Genomic DNA, 11,999 nt, shown 5'->3' on the forward strand with positions numbered 1-11,999 from the left:
GTGATAGATTTAAGAAAAGCCAGGTCTCGCGCCCTGGCTTTTTTTTTTGCCTTTTTTTCAATTGACCCACTTCAACGGTCTACATTTCTATCTTATTAAAATGGATTATTCTCTAGGGATTGATTCTGGTCTTTAACGACATCGGGAAATAAAACGAAGCTGAACGCGCGTTCTCAGTGATTCTTGGAATTGATTTAAACTCAACAATGAACTCCACCGGGAAGGTCGGCTTTGCCCCATGATTGGTAATGCGAAAGAGGCCACGTTCTGCATTGATTAAGGTCGGTGGAATACATTCGACCGTGTAATTGACCCCAAGGGCATCAGCAGGATTCGTAATAACGTTTATCAGGGCCACGGATGAACACTCTACATAAACGTAGGGATTGACCGGTGTGGAGTCGAAGGCAATGATGTTGCCTTGATCGTTAGTATTGAGTTTTCCTTCAAGACGAAAGGTCTTTGAAAGGATGGTTTGATTGAGTACATCCTCAATGTTGAAGTTAATGAGAATGTCTTGGTATCCCGTCTTCATCTTGAGGTATCGGGAATTAGAGAGGGGATCATCGTAAGTCCCGCCGATTCCATCAATACGAGTGGTCCCGCTAGAAAGCCACTCAATGCGGGTCATCTGCCCGGCCTGTGAGGCGGAGCCAGTATATTCATACGTCATTAAGAACCAAGTACGTCCGTCGGCACCTACATAACTCACAGAAGAATTCGTACGGGTGAAGTTAACCGTCGTATTGTTGGCCAATCTTCCTCGGAGAGTAAAACGATTACCGTTGTTTTCCTGATAGAAAGTGATCTTAAAGGTCGTATTTGCTAGAGGAATAGGGGAACTGAAATTCATGTAATAGGTACCTATGTCCGTTCTACATGAAGCTTGTCCCTGATAGCGCAGATTGTATTCAATCTGTAAGTTAGGATCAAAACGATCACCTGTATGTTCACAATTAAAATTACCAAGTGCTACCGTGTCGGCCATGGCAGCAATTGAGAAGAACAGAATGAGTAAACAGATGATTGTTCTCATAAAAAAATCCTCTGGGACTTTCATCCCAGAGGAAAAATATCTTAGTTGTCTTTAGCTAGGAAACCAGCAGTCACAACTGCGTTGTAAGTGCTTGATGTAGCAGTTTCACCGAAAGAAACTTCAAGGACACCACGTACAACTAGTTCTTCGTTTGTAGCTGTAGCGAAGAATACTTTGTCGTTAACTTGTTGAGGATTGTCTGTAACTTGGTCCCAAACAGCAGTAAGAACGTTAGTTGTTAGAGGAAGAGAAACTTCATCCAACATAGGTTCGTTCAGAGAAAGATCTGAAGTTCCTGGAATACCAAGAGTTGTTTGACCGAAAGTTGCTTTACCACCCTTAACGAAGTTAAGTTGTTTAACTTTAATTTTGATGTCGTTAGTAGAAGAAGTTAGAGCAGCAATGAACTGAAGGTAGTCATTTTTGAAAAGCATCATCTTGGCCTTTGCTTCGAACTGAACGTAACGTACGTTTAGTTGACCGTCAGCAATGTTGCCGATGTTAAGAGAAACATCTTGAGCGTGACCAGAGAAAGTTGCTGCGTTCAAAGTCGATTTACAAGTAGCGAAGTCAGTCGTTACACCGCAATCTTTAACAGCGAATTGAATGCTAACAGCTTTAGGAGCAAGAACACCTGAAAGAGTGATTGTTCCTGTCGTTTGCTCATCGACCGCGATTGCCGAACCGGCCACGAAGGCAATTGATAAAAGGGCCATAATAGATTTCTTCAACATATCTTCTCCTTATAAAGAATCTGCTTTTGATAAATTTATTTCAACGGTTTTGCCTGGAAGACTTAGGTAGAAATGGTTTTTCCATCCTTCGGTGTCGATGCCGAATCGAGGACGAATATAGAGCACAACTTTTTCAGGAAGGGGAGTTCCCAGGTTGGCCAATTGGAATTGGGAAATGAAGGCCCGAGTAAAGCTTCCTAGCTTGAATGAAGATTTAATGATCTTTTCGTTGTTCATCCCCGGAAGCCAGTAGTTTTTAATGTAGGCCACGAACATCTTCTTTTCTTCTTGATCAGGAAAGAAAGAATCAACTTCAAAACCTGTCGCTGGATCAATGAGTTTGAGATCAAGATGAACAAACGTATAGGAGTCTCCACGACCTTTTAAAGTATATTCAACACTTTCAGTTTGAGAGACATACTTAGGAGAATCAAAACTTAAACGAGGAGGCTGAATATCTTTAGTGAAGTAGATTTCAGTTAAGGCCAAAAGAACTGGATTCTTCGGGAAATATGCTCTCACGGCCGTGTAGCTAGTTCCTGGTTGAGAATTAGTGATCGCAATTCGTGCCACGAGAACTTCGTTGGGCCTTAAAACTTGATCTACCCAGAGAAGCTCATTGCCTTGGGTATCAATAATGCTAAGTCCGCTTGAAAGTGAACGGTATAAAGTGCGGCCAGGTTGAAAGGCAGCATATTGATATCCGCCATCAAGTCGTTGAAGAAGATCGAGTGCTTCAAGACGAACCTCGCAAGGTTCATTTGTTTCGTTTTTAAGAATCAGTCTTCTTTGTTCGTTGAGATGAGAGAAGAAATGTTTGGCACTTCCGCCTGATCGCTGATTGCTAGAATCGGCAACGAAACTCGCACAAGCGAATGCCTTTGTACTCAGAAGAGCAGCAAATAGGATGAAGAAGAACTGGGGCATGCACGCCTTTTTTAAGATTTCTTAAGCGTGATTTAGCACGTGCAATATTTAATGGTAAAGTTAAAATTTTAAAGTCCGGTTAACATTCTTGCTCTTAGTATACTAAGAACTCGAAATTACGCTGCTCCAAAGATGCTCCACCCCGTGTAAGAATTTCCATATCGAGCTTCAGAACCCCGTCTCGAACGAATGGCTTACATGGTGCAAGGTCGACCTTCAGCTCATGGCTTGAAGTACCTGGGTATGTTGATTCAATGGTGTTGTCACCGCAGTGAAGTTTGATCGTGCGGATAATTTTCTCAGGATCTTCGATGAGAAAGCTCGCCTTCATATTGTCAGTGTAGATGATGTTATCTGATTGAGTCGTAATCACTGAAAATTCATTTTCATCTTGAGCATCATCAAAGTTAAGACCTAGGTATAACCATTCTCCAGTTTCATTCGGAAGATTGACTTTGAGTCCATGTTCATAGGTCGGAGTCGAACCGGGAAGTGGTTTTGAAATCTTAACGATGTATGTACCTTTCTTCAGTTTATTGAAGATGATTGGTTTAAAGCTAGATGAGAGAGCTGATGTCTTTACTTGATTACCACTGAGTTCAACTTCAACATCCGGTAGTTGCATCTCTGAATCGTTCTGCCATTTGCCATCTTTGTTTTTATCTTCAAAAACAATCACTCGAAGTGTGCCTCTCCATTCAAAAGCAAAGTCTTTAATGATTTCGTCATTGGCACGAAGATCATAATACGCTGTCGCTTTATCTAGATTAACTTCAGAAGGAAGTGTCGTAGGATTGATGGCGATTTCCTTGCGTCCAGGCTGAAGATTTCTAAACTGATAGTTACCGTCTTCGTCGGTGATAACACTAAGTCCTTCAAGACGAACTTCTGCACCTTTGATTGGTTTGTCAGAGCTACCACAGAGGGAATCTTGGTTCATATCAAAGCAAACTTTACCTTGAATCTGTGCCGTACTTCTACCACCAAATGCGTTTTCAACTTTTCTGGAAACCGGAACAGATGGTGTCCAGCTTAGTCTTACTCCGACTTGCGAATCGGCCTGATCAATTCCTCTGGTTTTGCTGTAAGAGGCATAAGCTGATAGGTCTACATTTCTGCCAATCTTGCGACTGTACTGAACGTCAATTGAGTTTGTCTCGGTCTTATTAAAGAAGCTGTATTGGTAATTCGTTCTGATACCTGCGCGGACAAATGAAGTTTCATTGATGTTATATTGTCCACCCGCCGAATATTGATAACGGTAATAATTCGTGTCGGTCTCACGATAGTAATCGGAGTTTAGGTAGAGGTTGTATTTCGTCGAAGGTCGGTATTGTAAATCAAGCTGCGCATACTGCTCAGTTTGGGCCTTGCCTGTAGAGTTAAGACCTTGATCAATTCCATAAAGAGCATTTTGTGAGTTTCTATTCAGCTGTTGTCCAACTTTGAGCATACCTTGCCATTTAGAGCTAGAATGCGTGAGAAGGATTTCAGGTGCAGCAGCTGAAGTCCCATCTGGAATAGTTTGATATCTTAGTTGAACCTGGCCATGAGTATTTTTGCTAATAGGGAAGAGAATTTTAACAAAGGCCTCGCGATAGATGCCTTCAATCGAATCAAAGCTTCCACCTTTCGATCTGATATCGTCTTGAGTTGCTCCAATTTGACCGCTTACTTTTTTATAAGGGATAATCACTTGGGCCATCATTCTTTCAGTGACGTAGCGATTGTCTTCTTCACGGTACATCTCAACTTGAAGAGGAGCATACTTTGTCATGAGGGCGTTTAATGAAGTTCCAATTCGAGAGTAATTGCCTCGTAGTTCATCTCTGGCAAGAACCAGTGAAGGAGCAATGGCCAAACGAGAATTGACTCTGATGGTATCTTGAGCGGTCAATCCCGCACCTTCAAAACCAGTACTCAGGTTTTTGTCCCAAAATACAAGATAACGATTCTTATAACCTTGGTTATAGTCAACAAATCCGCCTACGTGATCATTACCTTGTTGATCAACGCCGCCGTACATGCCCACGTTAAGAGCTTCGAAGAAAGATTTAGAGGCACGGAAACCATTTAACTGGCGTACACCCGGAGTAGAAGATTCTGTCGGGTTAAGTGATGAACCTAGAGTCACTCTGAAATCTTGATTTTTAGTGAGGTCTAGTTCGTATTGAAAAGTTTCTTCCTCACCTTGTAGGTAAGAAGATTGTAAGTATGTGCTGAGGGCGTAGTAATCGGAAAGATCACCATTAAGTGAGGCTCCGGCCGTGTTGTATCTGCGTGATGAGCCACTCTCAGAAAAGAAATCATTAGTTAAATAAAACTGTGATTGAAGTCTTCTACCGTCGTTTGTTTCGTTTCCTGATCTCAAGAGTCTAATCTGATAATTCTTTGATAGAAACTTTTGTCCACCTGATAAGGCCTGAACTTTAAAAGAAGCGAAGTCCGCACCACTGGCAGAGAAATCAATGTAAATTTTTACTTTCTTCAATTCACCGGGAGCAACATTCACTTGAGAAGGTCGAACTTCAATTCGCACACTAGGAGTGAATGATTCAATATGGAGATTTAAATTAAGAGCAGTGTTACCAGTATTTTTTAGAGCAAGATCAACTTGTCCTGCAGTATTTGTTTGTGTGATTTTTTCAGGACCACCTTCAATAGAAACATTTTCAAAGCTCTGAATATTTACAAAAAGATCATGATGAATGGGATCTTTTTGTTCGCAACCTTTTTGCGGATAGAAGCTCACTCTTAGAGTATAGAGTTGGCCACTTGGAGCACTGGCCGGAATTTGAACAGAGAAAGGAAGATAAACAATAGTTTGTTCGCCGTCCTCTTGTGCTAATTCAGTTGGAGCCTGGACCGGATAATCTGGTGTCCCCTTAGTTTTAATGTCGTATCGACAAGAGTTTTCCAGAATTCGAACAGGTAAAATCAGAAGAGCAGTTTGACCGGCCTGAATGGACTTTGTTGGCACGAGTGAGAAGCTCAATGAGTTTGAGTTCGCCCATACCTGCGAGGCCATAAGGAAAAGTAAAAAAATAAAGCCCTTCTTAATCATATGGACAGATGTCTGCGAAAAAGGGGCCAAAGGTGAAGCACGAGAATCTTAGGAGTTAGAGGTCCTAAGTTTAAACCTCACTGTCTAAAAAATAGACAGCGACTGTAAATTCGACAGATAGAGTGGGAAGGCCAGGTTTGGGGCCTGGCCTTTGAAAAAGTGTTCTTTGGATTGCTGCTATTAAATACTGAATGGAAAAGACAGCTGCAAGGCCACCTGAGAGTATTTAACCTCAGTAATAACTTCATCTGCCTCCACCATACGATATTCAAGACTAAAGGCCATATGCCTCAGGGCATAGAATGTTAGTCCGGCCTTAAGTCCTTGTCCCGGGTCAATATCGTCGAGTTCTTCAAAATCAGCACTAAAGATATAGCCGCCGTATAAACGGAAAAAGCCAAACCGATAGCCAATGAGAGCTGTCCATTCTTTGGTATTGAAGTCATCATCTTCAAGAATATCACCACCAGAAGACTTCAACTTATGTTGCATATATTCGGCACCCAGCTGCCAATTTCCAAATTCAAAGCCGCCACGTGCGCCGTAACCAAGACCTTTTAAATCTGTATCATCAGAAAATGAGTTTGATGAGTCTAGGATATCGGTGTAATTAAATTCCATGCTACCTGTTCCATAACCAAGGACCGGTTCGATGAATACAATTGCTTTTGCCGATTGAATTGAAAGAGTAGTGAACAACAACACCAAAATAAGATGCTTAAACATTTCGCCTCCATGTGAAATTAGAATAATTTTAGTGGGGCCTATAAAAGATTGTAGTTAATTTTTCTTAAGTGTTTCTTGGAATCAAATTGTTAATAAAAGCTTATTCTTTAATTGTGAGATGAGAACTATTTTTCCCATTTGGTTTTATTTTGAATTGAAAAATGACATCGTATTTCTTAAGAAAAGTTTTTTTTGAGCATTAAAACAGCACAATTCGATTCTAAATATTTGAAAAAATAATTTATCCTGCTTCCAATAGTTGCGTATGATGGAAATGAAATCATTGCCGAACTTGATGGCAAACGACAATGTTTTAATTCGTTATACACATTCAGGTCTAGGAACTGATGATGTTCTTGCTGTTTATATTTCAGAAGCAGGTGTGACGAGTGGTATGGCCCTAGAAAGTAAAGGCGATCTGTTTTTGAAAAATGCACTTAGTTCTGTTTAAGCAGTAACAGATTTGCAAGGAAATATCGTTCAAAGATATATGTATTCTAGTTTGGAGACCTCATGAATTAGTCATATTTTTCATTTTTATGCCGCCTCAGCCTTGGGTGGTTACAGCATGAGACAAGGATGGGGATATGAACCCTGGGAAATTTATGGATACAGTGGTGCAGTCATGGCGCCTTTTGATTATAAATGGTGGGCTACACCGGAGTTTGCAAAATGAGAGTATTGTTTTTTATGATCTTTTTTGTTGGATGCACTTCGCTTAGAAATGAGAATGTTCGGATTGAAAGAGATTACGGTAAAGTTGTTTTTGGTAAGAGTAGTGGGTTTGAAGGGAGTTCTTATATATGCTCAGGACATATTAAAAATGATTGCAAGTGGATTGAATGGAGTTTCCCGGAGATAGAGGAGAAAATCAAGAATACTTTGAATGAAAACAAATTAAAGCTCGTTGGAGCAAAGTATAAAGAAAAAAATCAAGGGTTAAGTTGGTTTACATTCTTATCATTGGGTTTAGTTCCTTCAACAATGAATTATGAAAGAGATTTGGAAATCATTTATTCGGATTCTTTAAATAATACTTATCCTTTAAAATTAAATCAGACCTATCAGATAATGACTGGTTGGTTTGCAGGACAATTTGGGACCATAAAGTCTTCGACTTCGATTCATGCTCATGAAAAGGAGGCTTTTATGAAGTCCCTAAGAACTGAATTTACGAGAAGAGATAAATAGATTTTAGCTAGCTCGATTTAAGCAATAAAGAGCTTTGAAATGATTTGTGGCATGGTGTTATTTTGGGGTTGATCATTTAAAATCGCGTTCAATCTAAGACTTATTCATGGACTATCCTTGTCAATTTCTTGTAGTTTTACCCCCACTGTTAAATTCATGTGAGGTTTTATGATCAAAGAGCTTAGCGAAGAGCAAGTCCGCACGATGACGCTCGAGGAAAAAGATCAATGGTGGCTGAAGAATGTCTATAAAGGAGACATGCCTCAGTTAACTGTTCGTTCTGCCTTAACTGGTATGATCCTTGGGGGAATTCTTTCTTTAACAAACTTATATATCGGTATTAAGACTGGTTGGACTCTGGGAGTAGGTATCTCTTCAGTTATCCTTTCATTCGCGTTTTTCAAACTTATTCAGAAGCTTAAACTTGGTTCTGAAATGAGCATCCTTGAAAACAATGCTATGCAATCGATCGCGACATCGGCCGGTTATATGACTGCTCCGATGATGGCATCAATTCCTGCTTATATGATGGTAACTGGCCAAGTTATCCCTATGTGGCAGTGTTTCTGGTGGATCGTTGTTCTTTCTCTTCTTGGTGTATTGTTCGCATTCCCACTTAAGAGACGTTTCATCAATGATGAACAAATGCCGTTCCCTGAAGGTTATGCTGCAGGTGTGGTACTTGATTCACTTCACGATGAAGACGGTAAACAAGGTATCTTCAAAGCGAAGCTTATGATGATCGGTGCTGGTCTTTCAGCTCTTATCGAAATCCTTCGTGCTGATACTCTTCTTGCAAAATTCAAGATGGGTTTCCTTGCTATCCCTCACTACTGGGACGATTTCGTTTATAAATTCGCTACTCCAGCAATCATGGGTACTCCACTTAAAGATCTAACAGTTCAATTCGATACTTCGATCGTTATGATGGGTACTGGTGGTCTAATGAGCATGAAGACGGCCATGTCGATTCTTCTTGGTGCTTTCATTAACTACTTCCTTCTTGCTCCAGTAATGATTGATGCGGGAATCATCACAGACACAACTTTTAAAGCGATCACTATGTGGAGCTTGTGGGGTGGTGCTGCTGTTATGACAACGTCATCTCTTTATAGCTTCTTCTCGAAGCCTCAGATCATCATCCAGTCTTTCAAAAAGATGTTCTCTAAGAAAGAAACTAAAGACGATGTTCTTGAAAAAATCGAACTTCCTATGTGGATCTTCGCAGTTGGTATTCCTGTAATCGGTGCTCTAACTGTTTACCTAGGTCACATCTGGTTCGGTATTCACTACTGGCTTGGTATCATCGCCATCCCTCTAGTTTTCGTATTTACACTAATCGCAGTAACTTCAACTGGTCTTACAGCAATCACTCCTGGTGGTGCTCTTGGTAAGCTGACTCAGATTACTTACGGTGCTCTTGCTCCGGGTAACGTGACAACTAACCTTATGACTGCTGGTATTACTTCAGAAGTATCTCTGAACGCTTCGAACCTTCTTATGGATATCAAGCCTTCATATATGCTTGGTGGTAAGCCACGTCTTCAGGCCCTTGGTCACATCCTTGGTATCTTCGCTGGTGGTCTAATTGCTGTTCCAGTTTTCTACAGCATTTTCCACGGTGATATTTCTCTATTCACAACAGACGCTCTTCCTCTTCCATCAGCACTTGTTTGGAAAGGTGTATCTGAAGTTCTAACTAAAGGTCTTTCTAACCTTCACTATACTGCTCAAATTGCAGCTGGTATCGGTGCAGTTCTTGGTATCGTGATTGAAATCGCAAACAAGAAAATGAACGGCAAATTCCCACTTTCTGGTGTTGGTCTTGGTCTAGGTTTCGTTCTTCGTTTCGCTGATGCTTGGTCAATGGCCCTTGGTACACTTATTTTCTGGGTTGCTAAGAAAATGTGTAAGAACAAAGAAGGCGTTGGTTACAGAGCTTTCGTTGATAACCAAGAGACTCTTGCTGCTGGTGTAATCGCTGGTGGTTCGATTATCGGTATTATCCTGATTCTTCTAGAGCAAGCTGTATAATTCAGTTTAGCTTTTGGCCCCGGAGAAATCCGGGGCTTTTTTTTGCCCTAAAATGAGGCCAGGTGGCCGAAATTAGGAACAACAAGAAAAATTAAGTAAATCCCATAGACATAGATTCCGAAGGGTCAACCAACGCCGGAGTCTACAATGAAATATTCAGCACTTTCACTCACAATTCTACTTCTAAGTAGTTGTTCACATTTCAAAAAGCCAATGACTTTGGAAGAAGCCGTGAAGATGGAAGGCACTGATCTCTCGCTCCAAAAAGTGACATCTCAAGATGAGCTTGTGAGCTTTGAGGTCCCAGGCAAGCTTTCTCCGACAATAAATCACATTTCAGATAAGGTTGATTTCTATTATTCGACCATCGACATTGGGGCAAGCTATCCAATGGAGTGTTACATTTATAAGACGGATATTAATCCGGCCTCCACATTGAAAAGAATGAGTGAGAAAGTAATATCAGATAAAAAGATTGTAGGAGAGATTGCTCAGAAAGAGATCGCTCTGTTTGGAGCGGGTGTCGCCCTTGAAGCTTCGCCTTTTATGCTTCTCCATACGAGCTATCTGACGAAAGACAAAAAAGTCGGGAAGCTTAAAGGGATGATTGTGGTTAAGGATCATTCTTCAGCGGTCTGTCTGCACAACGATGTAGGATTCAACCAGACATTTACTGAGTCATTCCTGAAAGTTGCTGCGAGCCTTGAAGTTAAAAAAGGGAAACCTTCTGAACCGGAATACCGTGAAGTCTTTTTGCTTAAGATGAATAATATTCCTTTGGGTTTTGTAACGAACTCATTAATCAAAGCTCAAAACAAAACCCAAGTAAGCATTCAGAGAACAAGTCTACTAATCCCGGTCTCAGCCTCTGAAATTCTCTCTAGCGATGGTGTGGAGCTGGAGATCTCCGACGCCAAAGGAATGCTTACGTACGGACGATATTTACATGATGGTGAACCAGAAAAATCATTTTCGATCGAAGTTAAAACAAACGATCTAAAGACTTACAACGTTTTGGGCATGGTAGGAGAAAAGACAATCGCGACTCAGTTGGAAACTCACGGGATTGTATCAAGCTATGGCCACACTAAAATGCTACCTCGTAAATTGTTTGAGCAGGAACTCCAGCAATTTTCTATTCCTATTTATAGCCCATCAAGAAATCCGGCCGCTGTTGGAAGTTTAAGAACTTCTTTGAAGAGTAAGTCTGAAACGGGCGCGGTTTTGAGAATAGACTCTGGCGATGGAGCGACCACGTCGGAGGTCGATCTTGACGGTACTTTAAAAAGAAGCATCATTCCAGCAGGTCAGTTTGAACTAATTGGAGAAAGAGTCTTTAAACTTGGAACTATATCCAGTCCTCAAGATTAATTAATAATCTTATTTTTGACTTTCGAGACTGAAGAAATCCAGAGTCAGCACGCAGAGCTCTTCCTCTTTTGAGGGCCTTACAATTTCCCTGACTTCCTGAAGATGTGTCAGAAGTTTTTCTTTAATCTGTTCAAAATCTTTCTTGGAAAGACTATAGACCGATGAGAAGTGAATGTTGTTCTTGCCACTGAGGTTGATGTTTTCGATGGCACGCATACGCCAATTCTCATGATGTTGTGTAATGAAGGGTGAGTCACCTTTTAAGAAAATACGTCCTTTCCCCGAATTGAATCCTTCCTTGGAAGCAGCGATAAGTCCCGTCTCAATGAGAAAATCTGTGGCCTCATTAACAACGCTCATGGGAAGACCTAAGTAGCTACTGATAGATTTTTTATCTCGGTATTCAGGAATCGTAATCAGAATATGAATGGCGGCGTAGTACCACTTGGAATAGTACTTCGCTTGCATCACTTCATCTAATTCATCCTTGATATTGATTCGATTGGAAAGAAGAGCGCGCTTCTCTCGGATCTCTTTAATCTTTTTTCTCGACATGTCTTTCAGGCGCTTGGTTCCGGCCTTGGCGAATTGAACGAGAAGGAGAAAGAAATCTTCTTCGTCTTGTGTGAGTTCAAAGAAGGCAGAAGCATCTACTGCTTGTTCGAGACTTAAGTGAGCATCGTGATTCAGGACTCTGGTGATATAGGCCGACTGACAATTGAGGGCCTCGGCAAATAAAAGGCGAGAACCGTGACCTTTGGAGGCCAGGACGCTTTTTATATAGTCCTTGTAGTCATCGAAGCTAAATATTTCCATAAGTAATTCCAGTAACTTAAGTTTAAAAATGAACTAGTAGTTAAATTATAGCATGAATTTTGATTAATTTTATGCGGAAAGTTATTTTTACCTGATCTAT

10 protein-coding genes are annotated in these 11,999 nt (G+C 40.9%); 4 read left to right on the forward strand and 6 right to left on the reverse strand.

Annotated elements, in window-relative coordinates; genetic code table 11:
• Positions 1-112: 112 nt before the first annotated feature.
• The 5 genes from ACJVC5_RS08210 to ACJVC5_RS08230 all read right to left on the reverse strand — a co-directional run bounded on the left by ACJVC5_RS08210 (position 113) and on the right by ACJVC5_RS08230 (position 6,487).
• Positions 113-1,036 (reverse strand): hypothetical protein, encoded by a 924-nt coding sequence (locus tag ACJVC5_RS08210; protein ID WP_408098888.1) that lies wholly within the window; start codon positions 1,034-1,036, stop codon positions 113-115.
• Positions 1,037-1,077: 41 nt separating this feature from the next.
• Positions 1,078-1,770, reverse strand: coding sequence for a hypothetical protein (locus tag ACJVC5_RS08215; RefSeq protein ID WP_408098889.1), 693 nt, complete (start codon positions 1,768-1,770; stop codon positions 1,078-1,080).
• A 9-nt stretch (positions 1,771-1,779) separates the two neighbouring features.
• Positions 1,780-2,697 (reverse strand): hypothetical protein, encoded by a 918-nt coding sequence (locus ACJVC5_RS08220; RefSeq protein ID WP_408098890.1) that lies wholly within the window; start codon positions 2,695-2,697, stop codon positions 1,780-1,782.
• 94 nt (positions 2,698-2,791) lie between these two features.
• Positions 2,792-5,725 (reverse strand): hypothetical protein, encoded by a 2,934-nt coding sequence (locus ACJVC5_RS08225; RefSeq protein WP_408098891.1) that lies wholly within the window; start codon positions 5,723-5,725, stop codon positions 2,792-2,794.
• 216 nt (positions 5,726-5,941) lie between these two features.
• Positions 5,942-6,487 carry an outer membrane beta-barrel protein gene (locus ACJVC5_RS08230; protein WP_408098892.1) on the reverse strand — a complete coding sequence of 182 codons (546 nt, stop codon included), beginning with the start codon at positions 6,485-6,487 and terminating at the stop codon, positions 5,942-5,944.
• A 274-nt stretch (positions 6,488-6,761) separates the two neighbouring features.
• On the opposite strand from ACJVC5_RS08230, the gene ACJVC5_RS08235 reads away from it, so the two are divergent.
• The 4 genes from ACJVC5_RS08235 (at position 6,762) to ACJVC5_RS08250 (ending at position 11,083) form a co-directional block, all read left to right on the forward strand.
• Positions 6,762-6,938 carry a hypothetical protein gene (locus ACJVC5_RS08235; protein ID WP_408098893.1) on the forward strand — a complete coding sequence of 59 codons (177 nt, stop codon included), beginning with the start codon at positions 6,762-6,764 and terminating at the stop codon, positions 6,936-6,938.
• Between the two features lie 221 nt (positions 6,939-7,159).
• Positions 7,160-7,678: a hypothetical protein gene (locus ACJVC5_RS08240; RefSeq protein WP_408098894.1), complete on the forward strand. Its 519-nt coding sequence runs from the start codon at positions 7,160-7,162 to the stop codon at positions 7,676-7,678.
• 168 nt (positions 7,679-7,846) lie between these two features.
• Positions 7,847-9,712, forward strand: coding sequence for an OPT family oligopeptide transporter (locus ACJVC5_RS08245; protein ID WP_408098895.1), 1,866 nt, complete (start codon positions 7,847-7,849; stop codon positions 9,710-9,712).
• A 147-nt stretch (positions 9,713-9,859) separates the two neighbouring features.
• Positions 9,860-11,083 carry a hypothetical protein gene (locus ACJVC5_RS08250; RefSeq protein WP_408098896.1) on the forward strand — a complete coding sequence of 408 codons (1,224 nt, stop codon included), beginning with the start codon at positions 9,860-9,862 and terminating at the stop codon, positions 11,081-11,083.
• A gap of 9 nt (positions 11,084-11,092) precedes the next feature.
• Here the strand turns inward: ACJVC5_RS08250 and ACJVC5_RS08255 are convergent, their stop codons facing one another.
• Positions 11,093-11,899 carry a TIGR02147 family protein gene (locus ACJVC5_RS08255; protein WP_408098897.1) on the reverse strand — a complete coding sequence of 269 codons (807 nt, stop codon included), beginning with the start codon at positions 11,897-11,899 and terminating at the stop codon, positions 11,093-11,095.
• Between the last annotated feature and the right edge of the window lie 100 nt (positions 11,900-11,999).

This window comes from Peredibacter sp. HCB2-198 (assembly GCF_045999315.1).
Taxonomy (GTDB): Bacteria; Bdellovibrionota; Bacteriovoracia; order Bacteriovoracales; family Bacteriovoracaceae; genus Peredibacter.